This is a genomic window from Amycolatopsis thailandensis (genome assembly GCF_002234405.1).
Classification (GTDB): domain Bacteria; phylum Actinomycetota; class Actinomycetes; order Mycobacteriales; family Pseudonocardiaceae; genus Amycolatopsis; species Amycolatopsis thailandensis.
On sequence record NZ_NMQT01000126.1, the window covers coordinates 1 to 17,571 of the forward strand.

Sequence of the window (17,571 nt, forward strand, 5' to 3'; positions counted from 1 at the left end):
GGGGCCTTCACGTACTTGGGAGTTACTGGACCAGCAAGGGTCCTTCGTAGCGCAACGCGTCGCCCTCGCCGTACACCCGAACGGTCAGCTCCGGTGGCTCCCACGGCGCGAACACCTCGTCGACCGTCTGAGGCGCCGGCCCCAGGTCGACGTCCACGGAGAAGGTGTGCGCGACGATGTTCGCCTGGACGACGGCCCCGTCCGCGTCGGCCACCTCCAGCCGGGTCACCCCGGGGTCGATCGCGCCCAGCGCGCCCGGCCGCGAACTCCACACCGCGAACCCGCGTTCTGTGGTGTCGCTCCCGTAGCCGGTGCTCATGATGTTGAAGAGCGTGCGTTCCCCCTCCCGGAAGACGCACTCCGCTTCGACGCCCGAATCGTTGTAGGCCAGCAGCCGCCCGTTCGCGCTGCCTGGCCAGAGCCGGGCCCCGGTGTGCCACCCCGCGTGTGACACCGCCTCCGCCGGCCCCTCGGTCTCCGCCGACCGGTAAAGCTCACTGAGGGCCGTCAACTCCGCTATCCACTGCTCGGTCACTTCATCCCTTGGTGGGGCCACTACGCGTGCGCCCTCCTTCCCGACTGTCCACAATGGTCGATTTCGAGGCTGACACACGCCGGAGTCGATCACATCAGGGTTTCCCCGGAGATCACTCCGCCCGCTGCACGGTTCCGTGCAACGGAGGTCCGGTTAGGCCAAGCAGAGCAATCTCGCGGGTTTCCCGTCATGGGGTTTTCTCTCGCGCGTCGCGATTTCGCCGGGGCAAGCCCGGCGGCACTCCGACGCAGAGGGGTAAGGCTGATGACCGCGCAGCGCACGATCACTGAGGAGATCGGCGAAATCGGTGTCTGGCTGATGGGCGAGTTCGGAGGCCGTGTGCCCGCGGCCGTGATCAGCCGGGTGCTCAACGCGAGCAGGCGCGACCTCGAAGGCCGCATCGACCCCGAGGCGCTGGGAGAAATGTTCCACGCCCTTTGCCGATTCCGGCTTCAGCGGATCCTCGCCGAGGACCAGCGGATCACGATCAGGATCCCCCGAAGTCGCCCCTCGTGACGGCTCTCGACCGTCACCGCGCCGGCACGGTGACGGTCTTCAGCTCCACGTACTGAGCGAGGCCCGCCGCACCGTATTCGCGACCGAGGCCGCTGGCCTTGAAGCCGCCGAAGGGTCCGTCGAAGCCGATCGGTGCTCCGTTGACGGTGACGGTCCCGGTCCGCATCCGCCGCGCGACGGAGAGCGCGTGCTCCTCGTCGGCCGACCAGACGCCGCCGGAGAGCCCGTACTCCGAGTCGTTGGCGATGCGGACCGCGTCGTCCTCGTCGTCGTAAGGAAGGACGACGAGGACCGGCCCGAAGATCTCCTCCTGGGCGATGCGCATCGAACTGTCGACGTCGGCGAACAGCGTCGGCGTGACGTAGTTGCCCTTGTCCAGCCCCGCCGGGATTTCGGACCCGCCGGTGACCAGCCGCGCGCCTTCGGCGATGCCGAGTTCGATGTAGTCGCGCACTCGCTGCTGCTGGCCGGGCCGGACCATCGGGCCGATGAAGGTCTTGGCGTCGGCCGGGTCTCCGACGACCAGAGACTCCATCATCTCCTTGAGTCCGGCGACGACCTCGTCGTACCGGCTGCGCGGCGCGAGGATCCGCGTCTGCGCGATGCACGCTTCGCCGTTGTTGAGCAGGGATCCGAACTTCAGCCCGGCGATCGCGTCCGAAAGGATCGCGTCGGGCAGGATCACGGCCGCGGATTTGCCGCCCAGTTCCAAGCTGACCCGCTTCAACCGCTCCCCCGCCAGCGACGCGATCCGGCGGCCGGCGGCGGTCGAACCGGTGAACGCGATCTTGTCGACGCCCGGGTGCTTCACCAGGTACTCGCTGGTCTCCCGGTCCGCGGGCAGCACGCTGATCGCGCCGGACGGCAGCCCGGCCTCCGCCAGCATGTCCGCGAGCAGGCTCATGCTGAGCGAGTTCTCCGGCGAGACCTTGAGGACGACCGTGTTGCCCGCGAGCAGTGCCGGGATGATCTTCGCCAGCGACGCCGAGAACGGCGAGTTCCACGGGATGATCGCGGCGACCACGCCGATCGGTTCGCGGCGCACGATCGACAGGAACGGCGCGCCCGGATCCGACGGGGTGAGCGTCTCCTCCCAGCCGAATTCCTCGGCCGCCTTCAGATAGGAGGCGGCCAGCCGCCGGACCCCGGGCTGTCCGGCCCGGGTGAACCAGAGGGCCGAACCGTTCTCGGCCGAGATCACCTCGGCGACCTCGTCCGCGCGGGCCTCCCGCAGCGCGTTCAGCCGACGGAGCACCGCGATCCGCTCCGCGGGCGAAGTCCTGGGCCACGGCCCTTCGTCGAAGGCGGCCCTGGCCGCCGCGACGGCGCGGTCGATGTCCGCGGGGAGGGCCTGGACGACGCGGCCCAGGACCGACTGGTCGTGCGGGGACACGATGTCCAGTGGCGCCGGATCGCTCGGCTCCGTCCACTCGCCGCCGATGAAGAGCTTGTCCTTCGTGATCATCGTTCCGCCTCTCTAACTGTCACATCAACGTAGCACTTATGGCGGTTAACGACACAGCGGCGTGATACATTCCCGGTCATGAGAGCTGACGCGGCGCGCAATCTCGAAGCCGTCCTGACCACGGGCGCGCGAATGCTCGCTCTCGACCCGGCGGCGAGCATCGGCGCGATCGCCGCCGAAGCAGGTGTCGACAGGCGCACTGTCTATCGGCGTTTCGCCTCCCGCGAAGACCTCCTGGCGGCCATCTACGACTCGCGGCTGAGCGCGGTCGAAGACGTCGTACGAGCTGCCCGGTTCACCGAGACGGCGGTCCCGGTGGCGCTGCACCGCTATGCCGAAGGCATCATCGAGGTCAACCGCGCCTGGCCGGTCGAGCTCACCCGGATGCGTGCCGAACCGTCGATCCAAGACCGTCGAAACCGGCTCACCTCCGAAGTGGACACGTTCCTGCGGCGTGCCACGGACGAGGGATTCCTGCGCGCGGATCTTCCCGACGGCTGGGCGAGCCGTCTGCTGATCCAGCTCCTCCATCTCGCGTCGCGTGAGGACATGGACGCGCCGCGTGCCGCCGACCTGCTCGTCGGCACTTTTCTGGGTGGAGTGGGCGCCCGGTGATCGAGAGGTAAGGCAAACGTGTCGCGGAGGCCGCCTTCGGGACGGTCGGGTGTGCCGCGAAAGCCACTTCAGGGACTTCTGACGTCTCGAAAGTGGCTTTCGCGACGCTGGGCGCCACCGGAATGCACCGGGTCGAGGGGGTCACGACCAAGTGCCGTGACTGCTGGGTCCGTCACGACGTAGCGAAGGCCTCCTTCCCTACCCTCAGGGTAGGCAAAGAGGCTTTCACGGACCGGCCCGACTCCCTCACACTTCGTCGGCCGAGCCGGTGTTGCGAAAGCCACGTTCGCAACCTTCAACGTTGTGAACGTGGCTTTCACAACACTGCCCGGCGAGACCAACCTGCCCGATAGGCGGTAAAAGTCCCTCGACAGGACGACTTCGCCCTCCGAGCCCGAACACCCCGCGGTTCCCTGCCCCCTCCATAAAGAAACTTCGTCACCCCGCGCCCCTCGTGGAGGGGCAATGTCACGCTGGGTGTGCGAAGGTGACGACATGGCAGCTTCGCGCGGACGATTTCCCGTTTCCTGGACCACCGTCATGCCGGTGCTCGCCGTAGTCGTGCTCGTGCTGAGCTGGGGTCGCGACCTGGGTCCCGTGCCGGTCGCCATCGTCGCGATCGCCCTCGGCGGGACCGTGCTGGCCGCGGTGCATCACGCCGAGGTGGTCGCGCATCGCGTCGGGGAGCCGTTCGGCTCGCTGGTGCTGGCGATCGCGGTGACGGTCATCGAGGTCGCGCTGATCGTCACGATGATGTCCTCCGGCGGCCCCGAAGCCGGGACCCTGGCCCGCGACACGGTGTTCGCCGCGGTGATGATCACCATGAACGGCATCGCGGGCATTTCACTCATGGTCGGCGCGCGCCGCTACGGCGAAACGCACTTCAACCCGGAAGGCAGCGGCGGTGCTCTCGCCACCGTGGCGACGCTCGCATCCGTCAGCCTCGTGCTTCCGACGTTCACCACCAGCACCCCCGGGCCTGCCTTCAACAGCACACAGCTCACCTTCGCCGCCGTCGCCTCGCTGCTTCTCTACGGCCTTTTCGTGCTCACCCAGACCGTCCGCCACCGCGACTTCTTCCTGCCGGTCGACAGCGACGGCTCGGTCAAGGAAGAGGAACACGCCGAACCGCCGACCAACAAGGCGGCGCTGACCAGCCTCGGGCTGCTGCTGGTCGCGCTGGTCGCGGTCGTCGGCCTGGCCAAGGTCGAATCACCCGCGATCGAAGCGGGCGTCAGCGCGGCCGGCTTCCCGCAGTCGTTCGTCGGTGTCGTGATCGCCCTGCTGGTCCTGTTGCCGGAAACCCTGGCCGCGACGCGGGCAGCGCGGCGCGACCGGATGCAGACCAGCCTCAACCTCGCCTACGGTTCGGCGATCGCGAGCATCGGGCTCACCATCCCGACCATCGCACTGGCGTCGATCTGGCTGGACGGCCCGCTGCTGCTGGGCCTCGGTGCGACCCACATCGTGTTGCTCGCGCTGACGATCGCGGTCAGCGTGCTCACCGTCGTGCCCGGCCGTGCGACCCGGTTGCAGGGCGGCGTCCACCTGGTCCTGCTGGCCTCGTTCCTGGTGCTCGCCATCAACCCGTGACACGAGTCCTCTTCGGACGCTGTTCTGTCGGTGGTCACGGGTAATCTCTGCCCCGTGAACGCTCGGGACCGCATCCAAGAACTCGCCGATCAGATCGTCGTCCTTCGCGACGCCTACTACCGAGGCTCGCCGAAAGTGGCCGATGCCGAGTACGACGCGATCGAAGACGAGTTGCGGGGGCTCATCGAGGCCAACCCGGAGCTGACCCCGGACCCGAACCCGCTCGACCAGGTCGGCGCGCCCGCCGTCCTGCACGCGCCCATCCGGCACTCGCGCCCGATGCTGTCGCTGGAGAAGGCGACCAAACCCGAGCAGGTCGAGGCGTTCTTCGCCCGTTTCCCCGGGCAGCCGGTGGTCGTCATGCCGAAGCTGGACGGGCTGTCGCTGGCCCTGGTCTACGAGAACGGGCGGCTCGCCAGGGCGATCACCCGCGGCGACGGGACCACCGGCGACGACGTGACCATGCTGGTGCGGGCGCTGACCGACGGCGTCCCGGACAAGGTCGACGCGCCCGGCCGGGTCGAAGTCCGCGGCGAGGCCGTCATGCTCCGCTCCACCTTCGCCGCGTACAACAAGGCCCACCCGGACAAACCGCTGATCAACCCGCGCAACGCCGCCGCCGGAACCCTGCGCGCCAAGGATCCGGCCACCGTCGCCGAGCGGCGCCTCCAGTTCTTCGCCTTCGATCTCTCCACCGAGCCCGACAGCGCGGAAACCGATCTCGACGGCGCGCTGCGGACGCTCGGATTCGCCGCCGCCGACATGCGGCACTGCGATGACGCCGAGGCTGCGCAGGCCGTCATCACGACCATCGAGCAACAGCGCAACGACCTCGACTACGACCTCGACGGTGCCGTGCTGCGCCTGGCGGATCGGGACGCATACGCCGCCGCCGGAACGCGGTCCAGCTCGCCGCGTGGCGCGATGGCGTTCAAGTTCGCCGCCGAGGAGAAGACCACTGTCCTCACCGACGTGGTCTGGGACGTCGGCAAGACCGGCAAGATCGCTCCCGTCGCGTGGCTGGAGCCGGTGTTCGTCGGCGGCGGCAACGTCACCCGGGCGACGCTGGCCAACCAGGAGGTCATCCGTGCCCGCGGGATCAAGATCGGCGACACCGTGCTGGTACGCCGCGCCGGCGACGTGATCCCGTTCGTGGCGGGCGTCCTCGACGCGACGAAGCGCACCGGCGAGGAAAGGGACATCGTTCCGCCCTCGGTGTGCCCGTCGTGCGAAGAGCCGTTGACCGAACAGGGCAACAGCCGGGAACTGTTCTGCACCAACCTCGCCTGCCCCGCCCAGGCCGTCCGGCGGCTGATCCACTGGGCTTCGCGGGCGGCCGCGGACATCGACGCGATCGGCGGAGTCTGGATCGAGCGGCTCGCCGAGGCCGGGATTCTCGAACACCCGTCGGACTTCTACCGGCTCACCAAGGAGACGCTGCTCGAGTTCGACCGCATCGGCGAAATCTCCGCCACCCGCATGATCGAGTCGATCGACGCGAGCCGCGCGGTCGGCCTGCGCCGGGCGCTGATCGGCCTGGCGATCCCGATGGCCTCCGAGGGCACCGCCGCGCGGCTGTGCCGGGCGGGCTTCGGTTCGCTGGAGGACGTCGCCGACGCGGGCGAAGAGGGCCTCGTCGCCGTGGAGGACATCGGCCCGAAGGTCGCCGCGTCCTTGATCGAGCACCTCGCCCGGCTGCGTCCCGAGCTCGAGCGGCTGCGGGAGGTCGGCGTCTCGCTGGACGTGCGCGAGGAGGACCTGCCGCCCGTCGTCGCGGTCGGCGCGCCGTTGGAGGGCAAGACGGTCGTGGTCACCGGGTCGATCAGCGACCCCCGCTCCGGCGAGAAGGTGCCGCGCCCGACCTTCCAGCGTTTGTGCGAAAGGGCGGGCGCGGCCATCGCGTCGTCGGTCTCGGCCAACACCGACCTGCTGATCACCGGCGCCGACGTCGGGGCCAGCAAGCTCACCAAGGCCGAGAAGCTCGAAGTCGAGGTCGTGGACCAAGGCGTGATCTGGGGACAGCTGATCGAAGCGGGCGTCGTCTAGCCTGGGCTCGTTCAACGCGCGGTTGGTTTCAAAGCCACTAGCTCCGCGTGCGCCGCATCGCGGAATCGAGACCGTGCTGGCTCACGATCGTGCCCGCTGCCCCGATCGCCGTTCCCAGCAAGGTGCCCAAGACGAGAAGCCAGTTCATGACTTCTAGTCGCTTGTCCGCGTGGGCTCGTTAACGCACGATCCGCACACTTGAAGAGTTCAAGCCAAAGGAGCGCGATCCATGGGGAGGTAAGCCAATATGGCGTGGCATGGGCTGGTCCGCAGGAGCCGATCGCGACGCCAACTGTCCACAAGAGACACAAATTCTCGCTGGGACGCCCCTTTTGGGCGCTTTGCGCGATTTTAAGCTGAGGTCGTGAGTGGCAAAGAGGGTTAGAACCCTCTTTGCCACTCACGACCCCCTGTAGAACAGTTCATATGGGCATTAATCGGACACTCAATCGCCGCCGCATGTCCTAGGTGGACACTCGGAGTGAGGTCTGGCCTCGACGCTTCGCTCTCCCGATCCAGCCATGAGCCGCTAGCCTGCGGGCTTCGTCTTGTATCGCGGGCTCGTCGAGTGCCATTCGAAACCGCCGCCCAGCCATCCCCGCAACCCGCGCATGAACCGTTGCAGTTCGAGGGAAGGCACCGCGCTCAGCTTCTCGTGCGCCGCTTGGAAGTCCCGGACGACGTCGTTGTGCAGCTCGACGGTGATCGCCGTGGCCTCTTCGATCGAGCACTTCCGATCGTCGGCGATCAGCAGCACCGCGTTGCAGGGCGGCGACTCGTCCTCCAGATCCTTGGCGACCGAGTGCACGTCGTTGACGAGCACGGCCGCCGTACCCGCCTGGATCGCCGCCTCTCGGACCCTCGGGTCGTAATAGAGGTTCGACGTCAGTTCGTAGCCGCCGAGGACGTCGATCAACGTCATCGAGGTGTAGAAGCTGTCGTGCTGCCGGGCGGCGAGATACTCCCACGCCGGCGGGTATTTCCCGCTGTGGCGCCATGCCGCGTAGGCGGTCCAGCTCACGAACATCGCGAAGGTCGAGTAGCAGACGCGGTTGACCTGCGCGGCCGTCCCGTTCCGCCGCAGGAACTCCGTCCCCGAGTTCAGCGCCACCAGAACCCGGTCGTTCCGCAGCGTTTCGTCGAGGTCGCGGCTGAATTCGCCCAAGGACGGCACCGGGTCCATGGCGGCCATCGCCAGCGCGAGTTTCGGCGGCAGTTCCGCCGGCACCGCGCCGAGCGAGGTGTCGTCGGCGTAGAGATCGTCGGCCGCCCACCAGGCGGCGTTGAGCCGCGCGGAGATCAGCAGCTTGTCGGGATCTTCACAGTCCGGGTGGGCGAGCATGACCAGTCTGCCGAAGCCCGCCTTCCCGATCTGCTCGCACTCCCCTTCGTCGAATCCGCACTCCGCCGCCCAGACGGCCAGCCGCCGGTCGACCTCGTCGGCGAGCGGATCGTTGATCCGTTCGGTGATCGGGCAGTACAGCGGCGGTGCCGACCCGTCACCCCACGGCCGGTACGCGTACGCCGGGTCGAGAGCGGGCGCCTCCGGCGGCGGAGTTTCCTCCGCCGCCGGAGAAACAGCGGTCAGCCGGGCCGCCAGCCGGGCGGCGGACGTGCCGAGTCCGCGCGGCCCGGCCAGCAACGTGGCCAGGGCACCCTGTTCCGTCATCACTCAACTCCGATGGGGTCTCGCGGGATCAGACGCGGTCCGCGGCGATGAGCAGATAGTGGAAACTGCCTTCGCGATAGGCGTCGAGGAAGGGCTTCTCGACCCCGGTCGCCACCGAAGACTTCGCCCGCAGCTCCCAGTACGGGATCGTGTCCGCCGTCAGGTCCACCACCGAGATCGGCACCAGGTCGTTGGCCGTCATCGCCTTGAAGTACTGGCTGCGCGGATGGATGTTGCAGGTGTAGTGCTGGTCGATCTGCGCGACGGCCTTGGACCGGCCGCCGGTCACGTCGTTGTAGCACCCGGTGATGGTGACGTAGCGGCCGCCGAACTCCAGTTGCCGCGCGTGCTCGGCGAAAAGCTCGTGGAGGTCCACGTACATTGTGCTTTCGTTGTTCCAGATCGCCTTGCGTGAGCCGGTTTCGAAGCCGGTGTCGAGCATGTTGCGGAAGTGGTAGCGCACGCGATCGGAGACGCCCCGGATGTCCGCCTGGTGATTGGCGAACTCGACCTGCTTCTCCGAGATCGAGATCCCGTCGACGTGGCAGCCGAACCGCGCGTTGGCCATGATGCTGGACCCGCCGCGACCGCAGCCCGCGTCGAGGAGCCAGTCGTCCGGTTTGACGTCCCCGAGGTGATCGAGCAGGACGTCCGCCTGCGCTGTCTCCAGGCGGTGCATTTCGGCGATGATCCGCTCGTCGCGGGTGTCCTCGGGGCCTTCCAGCACCGACCAGTCGACCTCGCCGACCCCGTAGTGGTGGTGATAGAGCCCGTCCACGTCCCCGAGTCGGAGGTTGACCGGATCCTTCTCCTTGTTCCAGTACGACGCCACCGACTTCTGGTATTCGGTGCGCAGAACCTTGGCGGGAGCGGGGGTACGGGCGATCGTCACGTGTGTGGTCCTTTCTGGAGCCTTGGTGTTCGTTGTCGTTGCGGGACGAGGGGTCAACGGGCGACCTCGACGTTCTCCAGCACACCGAGCGCGTCGGGCACGAGTACGGCCGCGGAGTAGTACGTGCTGACCAGATAGGTGGCGACCGCCTGATCGGTGATGCCGTCGAACCGCACGTTCAGGCCCGGCTCGTACTCGTCGGGCAAGCCGGTCTGGTGCAGCCCGATCACGCCGTTGTCCTCCACCCCGGTCCGCATCGCGAGGATCGAGGACGTGCCGCTGTCGGTGATCGGGATCTTGTCGCAGGGCAGCAGCGGAACACCGCGCCACGCGGCGACCACCTTGCCGTCGACCGTCGTCCCTTCCGGATACAGGCTGCGGCGCGTGCATTCCCTGCCGAACGCGGCGATCGCGCGCGGATGGGCGAGGAAGAACTTCGTCTTGCGGCGACGGCTGACGAGTTCGTCCATGTCGTCGGGCGTCGGCGGGCCGGACCTGGTCTGGAACCGCGATTTGAGATCGGCGTTGTGCAGCAGCCCGAACTCGCGGTTGTTGATCAGGTCGTACTCCTGCCGCTCCCGCAGCGCGGCCACGGTCAGCCGGAGCTGCTCGTCGAACTGGTTCATCGGCCCGTTGTAGAGATCGGTCACCCTCGTGTGCACTCGCAGGGCCGTCTGCGCGACGGCCAGCTCGTACTCTCGCGGCGAGATCTCGTAGTCCACGAACGTGCCGGGCAGCAGGGGTTCACCGTCATGACCGGACGACATCCCGATCTCGGACTCGCCCTTGGCGTTCTGCGGCTTTCCCTTGTGCGCCAGCATGTCCTGCACGTGACGCCGCATCGCCTCGGACCGGCCGTTGAGGTCGGCGAAGTCGTCGGCACGCAGGGTCAGCACGACGACCGGGGTGACGGCCTTGACGGTGAACGGCCAGTTCCGGTCGATCCCGGCGAGCATCTCGTCACCGAAGTGGTCACCGTCGGCCATGCTGCCGATGGTGGCTTCGGAGCCGTACTCACCCGGCGCCACCTTGGCGACCTTGCCGTGCGCGACCAGCACGACCTCGTCGAGCGGGGCGCCGTGGCTGACGATGGTCTCGCCGGGCTGGTACTCGTGCTGCACGAACCGGTCGGCGAGCGCGGTGAGCGTGTCCTCGTCGTCGAAACCCCGCAGCAGCGCCAGTTCCGCGAGTTCCTGCGGAACGACCCGGACCTCGGTGCCGACGTTGGTGAAACTCACCCGGCCGTCGCCGATGGCGTAGGTCAGCCGCCGGTTGACCCGAAAAGCACCACCGGTCGCCTCGACCCACGGCAGCATCTTCAGCAGCCAGCGCGGCGTGATGCTCTGCATCTGCGGCCGCGTCTTGGTGGTGGTCGCCAGGTTCCGCGCGGCGGCCGGGCCGAGACTGAGCCGCCGGTCGGCTTCCGGCGTCGTGGCGGTCATCCTTCGCGACCGAGTTCGGCGGCTTCGAGCACGGCCAGCGCGTCCGGTACGAGCACGGCCGCGGAGTAGTACGTGCTGACGAGGTAGGAGATGATGGCCTGCTCCGAGATCCCCATGAAGCGGACGTTCAGCCCGGGCTCGTACTCGTCCGGCAGGCCGATCTGACGCAGGCCGACCACGCCCTGGTTCTGCTCACCGGTGCGCATCAGCAGCACGGAGCTGGTGCTGGTCTGGCTCACCGGGATCTTGTTGCACGGCAGGATCGGGACCCCGCGCCAGGACGGCACCTTGTGCCCGCCGAGATCGGTGCCGGTCGGGTAGATGCCGCGTTTGCTGCACTCGCGGCTGAACGCGGCGATCGTGCGCGGATGCGCGAGGAAGAAGCCGGGCTCCTTCCACACCAGGGCGAGCAGGTCGTCGAAGTCGTCCGGGGTGGGCGGGCCGGTGCGCGTCGCGATCCGCTGGGTGAAGTCGGCGTTGTGGAGCAGGCCGAAGTCGCTGTTGTTGATCATTTCGTGCTCTTGCCGCTCGCGCAGCGCCTCGATGGTCAGGCGGAGCTGTTGCTCGGTCTGGTCCATCGGCTGGTTGTAGAGGTCGGACACCCGGCTGTGGACCCGCAGCACGGTCTGGGCGACGCTCAGTTCGTATTCCCGTGGCGAGGTTTCGTAGTCGACGAATGTGCCCGGCAGCAGCGGCTCGCCGTCGTGACCGGAGGAGATGTCGATCTCGGCCTCGCCGAAATCGTTGGAGCGCCCGGAGTCCTGCGACGTCTGCGCGATCTGCGCCTGGAGCGATTCGGACTGCTCCAGGATGCGTTCGAAGGCCTGGCGGGTCAGGGTGAGCACGGTGCAGGCGGTGGCCGCCTTCGCGGTGAACTCCCAGATGCCGTCGTCGTCGACGAGGGCCTGCGCGCCGAAGTAGTCGCCGTCCTTGACCACGCCGAGCGCGGTCTCGTCACCGTAATGGCCCGGGCCGGTCTTGGTGATCTTGCCGTGCGCGATGAGGAAGACCCGATCGGCCCGGTGCCCGAATTCGACGAGCACGTCGCCGGCCGCCACTTCCTGCTGTTCGAAACGCCGGGCGAGTTCGACGAGTACCTCTTCGTCGTCGTAACCCTTGAGCGGTTTCAGTTCTCCCAGTTCCGCCGGGATCACGCTTACTTCGGTGCCCGTCTTCGAGAACGTCACCCGTCCGTCGCCGACCGCGTAATTGAGCCGCCGGTTGACCCGATAGGCACCGCCGTTGACCTGAACCCAATCGAGCATCTTCAGCAGCCAGCGGGACGAGATGCCCTGCATCTGCGGGACGGATTTGGTCGTGGTCGCCAGGTTTCGCGCGGCGGCACGGCCCAAACTCAGCTGCGGATTTTCCGGCCCCTGGACACCTTCGGCAGAAGTGTCCGATTCGGTCACGGTCACAGCAAGGTCCACCCTTCGATAGTCGCTAGAACAAACAAGATCCACAAATCGCGGCGTGCCGGTCATGCCCCGAAGTGCGGCCCCGCAGGGATCAACATAGCAAGGTGTTTTGCCCGCACAAGCGCACTTTCAGGTAATGCGGAAAGGCCACCCGAATGCCACTTTTTCCATTACCTGAGAAAGCTTTTGTCATCATTACCGGGCACCTTAATGCCCGCACACAACTGGTCCAGCAATTGTTCTGAGGTGTCATGCGAAGCCGCCGGGAAACTTCTCGGCGTGCTCACGATGCGGCCGTTGGAGTGGGCGGCGCGCCTCGTTCGGGTCACCTTCGCGTCCACGTTCGGCGATGACTTGACAGTCTGCCACCGAACAGAGGGTCGCGTCCGGACACTCCGTCGTGTCAGTCACCCCGACGCGACCGGTCCTCTCGATGCGCTCGGCTCATTGTTCAGCCGTTGCTGACATGTCAGCCGACGCTGTACTGTCCTCTCCGTGCTGACATGTGAGACCCAGGGTGCCGCGCTGGCCCGGCTGGGGCGCGCCCTCGCCGATCCGAACCGATGCCGGATCCTGGTGACATTGCTCGAAGGAGTGAGCTACCCGGGGCAACTGGCGGGCCGGCTCGGCTTGAGTCGCTCCAATGTGTCCAATCACCTCGCCTGCCTGCGAGGCTGCGGACTGGTCGTGGCCACCTACGAAGGCAGGCAGGTCCGCTACGCGCTGGCGGACGCGCATCTGGCCCGCGCGCTACGGGAACTGGTCCAGGTCGTGCTCGCCGTCGACACTGCTGAGCCCTGTGTGGACGATGCCGACCTCGAGGTGCTCCGATGAGCGTGGAGAGCGGTTCCTGCGCGGACGACTGTTGCGCCACGACGTCCACGCGGTCCATCGTGGACCCGGATCGCCGCGCCCTGCTGTCCCGCCGGGTCCGGCTCCTGGTCGCCGCGACGATCACCTACAACGTCGTCGAGGCGGTCGTCGCCATCTCCGCGGGCACCGTCGCCTCTTCGACCGCCCTGATCGGCTTCGGCCTGGACTCGGTCATCGAAGTCGCGTCCGCCACGGCCGTCGCCTGGCAGTTCTCCGGCAAGGACCCGGAAGCCCGTGAGCGCACCGCGCTGAAGGTCATCGCGGTGTCCTTCTTCGCATTGGCCGCCTACGTCACCGTCGAATCGGTACGCACCCTGTTCGGCGCCGACCCAGCCGGGCATTCCACCGTCGGCATCGCGCTGGCGGCGATCTCGCTGCTCGTGATGCCTTTCCTGTCCCACGCCCAGCGTCGGGCCGGGCGCGAACTCGGCTCCGCGAGCGCCGTCGCCGATTCGAAACAGACCTTGCTCTGCACCTATCTTTCCGGCGTGCTGCTCGTCGGGCTGCTGCTCAACAGCCTCTTTGGCTGGTACTGGGCGGATCCCCTGGTCGCGCTCGTCATCGCCGCCGTCGCGATCAAGGAAGGCCGCGAAGCCTGGCGCGGCGAGCACTGCTGCTGAAAGGAATGCCATGACCCGGACGGCGCGCTGGAATCGTTACTGGGACGGCAAATCCCGGAGCTACGACCGGGAGATGCAGTTCCTCGACAGGAAGCTCTTCGGCGATTCGCGGGCGTGGGCGTGCGGTCAGGCCGCCGGCGACGTGCTCGAGGTCGCCGTCGGGACCGGTCTGAACCTGCCGCTCTATCCCGACGGCATCGAGCTCACCGGTATCGACCTCAGTGACGGCATGCTCGCCATCGCCCGCGGTCGGGCCGAACGCCTCGGTCATCCGGTGACGCTGCATCAGGCCGACGCGCACGACCTGCCCTTCGACGCAGGTTCGTTCGACACCGTCGTGTGCACCCTCGGGCTCTGCGCCATCCCTGACGACGGCAAGGCGTTGCGGGAGATGGCGCGGGTGCTGCGGCCCGGCGGCAGGCTCATCCTGCTCGACCACATCGCGAGTTCGTCGCGTGCTGTCCGCGGCCTGCAATGGCTCACGGAGAAGATCACCGTGCCGATGGCGGGCGAACACTTCCTGCGGCGCCCGCTCGACAAGCTCGACGATCTCGGCCTGACCGTGGAACGTCGGGAGCGGTTCAAGCTCGGGCTGGTGGAACGGCTCGTCGCCCGTAAGTGAACGGGGTCAGGCGGCTTCCCAGGCCGCCTCGATCATCCGGAAGATCTCGTCCACCGCGGCCTCCGGATCGGCTGCCTCGCGGCCGATCGAATAGGCGTCGATCACGAACCTCGCGATCGTGCGGCAGGCCGTCGAGGACCGCGCCGGATCGGGATCCGCGGCGATCGCAGCCGCCAGCGATTCCGCGTGGCGCAGCCGCATCGAGTCCTCGTAGTCCCGCAGCGCGGGCGATTCGTCGATCATGCGGAAGATCGGGGCCGACCCGTCCGCCGTGCAGTGCCGCACCATCGCGTGGATCTCACGCCGAAGCGCGAGGATGAGCGGCTCGTGCGGAGCCCTTTCGGTGACCGCTCGCGTGAGCCCTTGCTCGAAGTTCGCGTCCTGCTCGAACACCAAGGCCTCTTTCGAGGCGAAGTGGGAGAAGAGCGTGGTGACGGCGACGTCGGCCTCGGCGGCCACGTCACGGATGCCCACCTCGTCGTATCCGCGCTCCAGGAAGAGCCGCAGGGCGGTGTCGGCGATCTTCTGGCGCGTCGCGGCCTTCTTGCGTTCACGACGTCCGGGCGGCGCGGTCATGTGACGACGCTATCAGATCCAAAACAACAACGGTTTCAAAACACTAACCGTTAGTGCTACGGTCGATCGCATGAAGAAAGTGATCTTTACCGAGTTCGGCGGTCCGGAAGTCCTGCAGCTGGTCGACGCCGAGGAGCCTCACGCGGGACCGGGTCAGGTGCGCATCGCGGTGCGGGCGGCGGGGGTGAACCCGGTCGACTGGCGGATCCGCGAGGGCCAGGTCCTGGGTGCCCACCCGACCGTGCTGCCGTCCGGGGTCGGCCTGGACGCCGCCGGGATCGTGGACGAGGTCGGCGAAGGCGTCACCGGCGTCGAGGTCGGCGACTCGGTCTTCGGCGAGGGTTTCAGTACGTATGCCGAGTTCGCGGTGATGTCCGCGTGGGCCAGGATGCCCGAGGACCTGTCGTTCGAAGAGGCGGCCGGATACCCGTCGGTGGTCGAGACCGCGCTGCGCGTCATTCGCGAAGTCGGCGTGCGGGCCGGTGAGACGCTGCTGGTCAGCGGCGCGTCCGGGGGTGTCGGATCGGCGGTGCTCCAGATCGCCCGCGAACGCGGCATCGAGGTGATCGGCACGGCGGGCGCCGCGAACCAGGACTATCTGCGCGGCCTGGGTGCGGTCGCCACGACCTACGGCGATGGCTGGGTGGAGCGGGTGCGAAAGCTCGGCCGGATCGACGCGGCTCTCGACCTGGCCGGATCGGGCGTGCTCGGCGAGCTGGTCGACCTGACCGGGGATCCGGAGAAGGTGGTCACCATCGCCGATCTCGGCGCCCCCGGATTCGGCGTCCGCTTCTCCGGTGTCGCCGGGAGCGTGCCGGACGCGCTGACCGAAGCCGTCGACCTCATCGCGCGGGGCAAGCTGCACATCCCGGTGGAGAAGTCCTACTCGCTCGCCGACGCGGCCGCGGCGCATGCCGACAGCCACGCCGGGCACACCCGCGGCCGCCGGGTCATCGTCGTCTGAACCGGCTCAGGCGGCGGGGAGGATCACGACGCCGTCGTCATCGGAGTAAAGCGTGTCGCCGGGAGTGAAGGTCACTCCCCCGAAACCGACCGGGACGTCGACAGCGCCGACGCCCGCCTTGGAACTCTTGCGCGGGTTGGTGCCGAGCGCCTTCACCCCGAGCGGAAGTCCGGCGAGCTCGGCGCTGTCGCGCACCGCGCCGTGGACGACCACCCCCGCCCAGCCGTTGTCGACGGCGGATTTCGCGATCATGTCGCCGGTGAGCGCGCTGTGCAGGGAGCCACCGCCGTCGACCACCAGGACACAGCCCTCGCCAGGCGTGTTCAGCAGCTTCTTGACCAGGCCGTTGTCCTCGTGGCACGACACCGTCCGGATCGGACCAGAGAACTTCCGGTGCCCGCCGAACTGGCGGAACTGGGTGTCGCAGACGCGCAGCCGGTCGCCGTGTTCGTCGACGAGATCGGCGGTGGTGAAGGAATCGCTCACGGCGCCTGAGTGTAGGTGGCGATCAATCGGTTTCGCGCCTGCTCGATGAGATCCGCCACACGCCGGGCGTCGGGGATCGCCCTCAGCTCCAGTACCGGCGCCGCCCAGACGCCGCGAAGTTCGCTGGCCCTGACCCGCGAACGGCCCCACCGACTGCCGTAGGTGATCGTGCCGACGCCCGTCTCGTCCACCTTCACCTCGGGAGAGTGCTGGAGATACCGGAACCAGACCCATCGGAACTCCGTACCGGTCTGCCAGTTCACGACGAAAACGACCCGCTGGGTGGTGACCAGGTACGAGAGGGCGTGCTCCCTCGATCGCCGGTCGAGCAGGCGCTGGTGGATAAGGACGAAGAAGGCGGCGAACAGGCCGATGAACGCAGGCCATCCCGAGTCTTCCACCCAAAGGAGGGTCAGGCCGACGCAGGGAACGACCAGCGCGGCCATCTGGATGTACTCCGGAAACCACTTCCGCGGACGCAGCGGCGCCCCGGTCCACAGAACTTCTTCGCCCTCTTGCAACGGATACGTGTGCATCGAACCCTCCCCTGGATCTTCACCGGGAGTACGTCAACTCAGTCGCTTACGTTGCCTCGGGTGGGAAAACCGTTTCCAGCACATGAGTGAGAATCGCGGCGGGATCCGCCGCGGGGGCGACGGTCTGGCGCAGCGCGAGCCCGATCCCCAGAGCGCCCAGCATGACGACGACCTGTTCCAAGGGCAACGCGGGTTCGAGGCCCAATCGCCGGGAGTGCTCGGCGAGCAAGGCGGCCACCTCGTCGTCGTGGCGTCGCTGGATGGCGGCGACCAGAGTGGCGGTCTCCGGCTGCTGTGCCGTCGCGGCCAGCACTTCCGCGGCCGCCGCGCTCCACTTCGCCGCGTCCTTGTCCGCCACGTCGACGGGATTCAACGCCGCGATCACCTCTTCACGGGTGGCGGCGAGGGCGAGAGCTTCCCGCAAACCCCGGAGATGACCGTCCGCGTCGGCCCCGATGATCGCGAGCCACAGTCCTTCCTTGCCGCCGAAGTGTTTGTAGACGGCGCCGCGGGTGTAGCCGGCGTCGGCGGCGATCTCCTCGACCGTCGCCGCCAGGAAACCGCGCCGCAGGAAGACCTGACGCCCGGCGTCCAGCAGCCGCTCGTGGGTGCGTTGCTGCTGCTCGGCCCGTGTCAGCCTGATCATCGACCGTCCATTCAGTAACAGCACGTTTCTGGATACACGATGTTACTGTATCGTCTG

At 67.7% G+C, this 17,571-nt stretch carries 18 protein-coding genes; 8 read left to right on the top strand and 10 right to left on the bottom strand.

What is annotated here, in order from left to right; genetic code table 11:
* Positions 1–22 precede the first annotated feature (22 nt).
* Positions 23–535, bottom strand: coding sequence for a hypothetical protein (locus CFP71_RS33450; protein WP_244199943.1), 513 nt, complete (start codon positions 533–535; stop codon positions 23–25).
* Positions 536–799: 264 nt separating this feature from the next.
* Between CFP71_RS33450 and CFP71_RS33455 the strand changes: the two genes are divergently transcribed.
* Positions 800–1,051 carry a hypothetical protein gene (locus tag CFP71_RS33455; RefSeq protein WP_093937946.1) on the top strand — a complete coding sequence of 84 codons (252 nt, stop codon included), beginning with the start codon at positions 800–802 and terminating at the stop codon, positions 1,049–1,051.
* A 13-nt stretch (positions 1,052–1,064) separates the two neighbouring features.
* Here the strand turns inward: CFP71_RS33455 and CFP71_RS33460 are convergent, their stop codons facing one another.
* Positions 1,065–2,516 carry an aldehyde dehydrogenase gene (locus CFP71_RS33460; protein ID WP_093937947.1) on the bottom strand — a complete coding sequence of 484 codons (1,452 nt, stop codon included), beginning with the start codon at positions 2,514–2,516 and terminating at the stop codon, positions 1,065–1,067.
* 78 nt (positions 2,517–2,594) lie between these two features.
* Between CFP71_RS33460 and CFP71_RS33465 the strand changes: the two genes are divergently transcribed.
* The 3 genes from CFP71_RS33465 (at position 2,595) to ligA (ending at position 6,770) form a co-directional block, all read left to right on the top strand.
* A complete protein-coding gene (locus CFP71_RS33465; RefSeq protein WP_093937948.1) occupies positions 2,595–3,131 on the top strand; it encodes a TetR/AcrR family transcriptional regulator in 537 nt (178 codons plus the stop codon).
* A gap of 495 nt (positions 3,132–3,626) precedes the next feature.
* Positions 3,627–4,724: a calcium:cation antiporter gene (locus CFP71_RS33470; RefSeq protein WP_093937972.1), complete on the top strand. Its 1,098-nt coding sequence runs from the start codon at positions 3,627–3,629 to the stop codon at positions 4,722–4,724.
* Between the two features lie 54 nt (positions 4,725–4,778).
* Positions 4,779–6,770, top strand: coding sequence for an NAD-dependent DNA ligase LigA (gene ligA / locus CFP71_RS33475; RefSeq protein WP_093937949.1), 1,992 nt, complete (start codon positions 4,779–4,781; stop codon positions 6,768–6,770).
* A 529-nt stretch (positions 6,771–7,299) separates the two neighbouring features.
* Here the strand turns inward: ligA and CFP71_RS33480 are convergent.
* The 4 genes from CFP71_RS33480 to CFP71_RS33495 are packed head-to-tail and all read right to left on the bottom strand — an operon-like array spanning position 7,300 to position 12,191.
* Complete coding sequence (locus tag CFP71_RS33480) at positions 7,300–8,439, bottom strand: family 2 encapsulin nanocompartment cargo protein terpene cyclase (RefSeq protein ID WP_093937950.1); 1,140 nt, start codon at positions 8,437–8,439, stop codon at positions 7,300–7,302.
* A gap of 28 nt (positions 8,440–8,467) precedes the next feature.
* Positions 8,468–9,331: a geranyl diphosphate 2-C-methyltransferase gene (locus CFP71_RS33485; RefSeq protein WP_093937951.1), complete on the bottom strand. Its 864-nt coding sequence runs from the start codon at positions 9,329–9,331 to the stop codon at positions 8,468–8,470.
* Positions 9,332–9,384: 53 nt separating this feature from the next.
* Positions 9,385–10,773, bottom strand: coding sequence for a family 2B encapsulin nanocompartment shell protein (locus tag CFP71_RS33490; RefSeq protein ID WP_093937952.1), 1,389 nt, complete (start codon positions 10,771–10,773; stop codon positions 9,385–9,387).
* Positions 10,770–12,191 carry a family 2B encapsulin nanocompartment shell protein gene (locus CFP71_RS33495; RefSeq protein WP_167406363.1) on the bottom strand — a complete coding sequence of 474 codons (1,422 nt, stop codon included), beginning with the start codon at positions 12,189–12,191 and terminating at the stop codon, positions 10,770–10,772. Before CFP71_RS33495 ends, CFP71_RS33490 begins: the two co-directional genes overlap by 4 nt.
* A gap of 495 nt (positions 12,192–12,686) precedes the next feature.
* Here CFP71_RS33495 and cmtR point away from each other — a divergent pair, with 495 nt between their 5' ends.
* Genes cmtR through CFP71_RS33510 form a run of 3 tightly spaced genes read left to right on the top strand, consistent with a single transcriptional unit; the run spans position 12,687 to position 14,306 of the window.
* A complete protein-coding gene (gene cmtR, locus CFP71_RS33500) occupies positions 12,687–13,025 on the top strand; it encodes a Cd(II)/Pb(II)-sensing metalloregulatory transcriptional regulator CmtR (protein WP_093937953.1) in 339 nt (112 codons plus the stop codon).
* Entirely contained in the window at positions 13,022–13,684 is a 663-nt protein-coding gene (locus CFP71_RS33505) for a cation efflux transmembrane domain-containing protein (RefSeq protein ID WP_208636089.1), read from the top strand. The genes cmtR and CFP71_RS33505 overlap by 4 nt, the downstream gene beginning before the upstream one ends.
* A 10-nt stretch (positions 13,685–13,694) precedes the next feature.
* On the top strand, positions 13,695–14,306 hold the full coding sequence (locus tag CFP71_RS33510) for a class I SAM-dependent methyltransferase (protein WP_093937954.1): 612 nt from the start codon (positions 13,695–13,697) through the stop codon (positions 14,304–14,306).
* A gap of 6 nt (positions 14,307–14,312) precedes the next feature.
* Here CFP71_RS33510 and CFP71_RS33515 read toward each other — a convergent pair whose 3' ends face one another.
* Positions 14,313–14,882 carry a TetR/AcrR family transcriptional regulator gene (locus CFP71_RS33515; protein WP_093937955.1) on the bottom strand — a complete coding sequence of 190 codons (570 nt, stop codon included), beginning with the start codon at positions 14,880–14,882 and terminating at the stop codon, positions 14,313–14,315.
* 70 nt (positions 14,883–14,952) lie between these two features.
* On the opposite strand from CFP71_RS33515, the gene CFP71_RS33520 reads away from it, so the two are divergent.
* Complete coding sequence (locus tag CFP71_RS33520) at positions 14,953–15,846, top strand: NADP-dependent oxidoreductase (RefSeq protein WP_093937956.1); 894 nt, start codon at positions 14,953–14,955, stop codon at positions 15,844–15,846.
* A 6-nt stretch (positions 15,847–15,852) separates the two neighbouring features.
* Here the strand turns inward: CFP71_RS33520 and rraA are convergent, their stop codons facing one another.
* The 3 genes from rraA to CFP71_RS33535 are packed head-to-tail and all read right to left on the bottom strand — an operon-like array spanning position 15,853 to position 17,514.
* Entirely contained in the window at positions 15,853–16,332 is a 480-nt protein-coding gene (gene rraA / locus CFP71_RS33525) for a ribonuclease E activity regulator RraA (RefSeq protein WP_093937957.1), read from the bottom strand.
* Positions 16,329–16,868, bottom strand: a complete 540-nt coding sequence (locus CFP71_RS33530; RefSeq protein WP_093937958.1) for a hypothetical protein — start codon at positions 16,866–16,868, stop codon at positions 16,329–16,331. The genes rraA and CFP71_RS33530 overlap by 4 nt, the downstream gene beginning before the upstream one ends.
* 46 nt (positions 16,869–16,914) lie before the next feature.
* Positions 16,915–17,514 (bottom strand): TetR/AcrR family transcriptional regulator, encoded by a 600-nt coding sequence (locus CFP71_RS33535; protein ID WP_093937959.1) that lies wholly within the window; start codon positions 17,512–17,514, stop codon positions 16,915–16,917.
* Between the last annotated feature and the right edge of the window lie 57 nt (positions 17,515–17,571).

Coding starts and splice junctions, on each gene's coding strand:
- CFP71_RS33455 (WP_093937946.1), top strand. CDS start 800: ATGACCGCGCAGCGCACGATCACTGAGGAGATCGGCGAAATCGGTGTC.
- CFP71_RS33460 (WP_093937947.1), bottom strand. CDS start 2,516: ATGATCACGAAGGACAAGCTCTTCATCGGCGGCGAGTGGACGGAGCCG.
- CFP71_RS33465 (WP_093937948.1), top strand. CDS start 2,595: ATGAGAGCTGACGCGGCGCGCAATCTCGAAGCCGTCCTGACCACGGGC.
- CFP71_RS33470 (WP_093937972.1), top strand. CDS start 3,627: ATGGCAGCTTCGCGCGGACGATTTCCCGTTTCCTGGACCACCGTCATG.
- CFP71_RS33480 (WP_093937950.1), bottom strand. CDS start 8,439: ATGACGGAACAGGGTGCCCTGGCCACGTTGCTGGCCGGGCCGCGCGGA.
- CFP71_RS33490 (WP_093937952.1), bottom strand. CDS start 10,773: ATGACCGCCACGACGCCGGAAGCCGACCGGCGGCTCAGTCTCGGCCCG.
- CFP71_RS33505 (WP_208636089.1), top strand. CDS start 13,022: ATGAGCGTGGAGAGCGGTTCCTGCGCGGACGACTGTTGCGCCACGACG.
- CFP71_RS33510 (WP_093937954.1), top strand. CDS start 13,695: ATGACCCGGACGGCGCGCTGGAATCGTTACTGGGACGGCAAATCCCGG.
- CFP71_RS33515 (WP_093937955.1), bottom strand. CDS start 14,882: ATGACCGCGCCGCCCGGACGTCGTGAACGCAAGAAGGCCGCGACGCGC.
- CFP71_RS33520 (WP_093937956.1), top strand. CDS start 14,953: ATGAAGAAAGTGATCTTTACCGAGTTCGGCGGTCCGGAAGTCCTGCAG.
- CFP71_RS33530 (WP_093937958.1), bottom strand. CDS start 16,868: ATGCACACGTATCCGTTGCAAGAGGGCGAAGAAGTTCTGTGGACCGGG.
- CFP71_RS33535 (WP_093937959.1), bottom strand. CDS start 17,514: ATGATCAGGCTGACACGGGCCGAGCAGCAGCAACGCACCCACGAGCGG.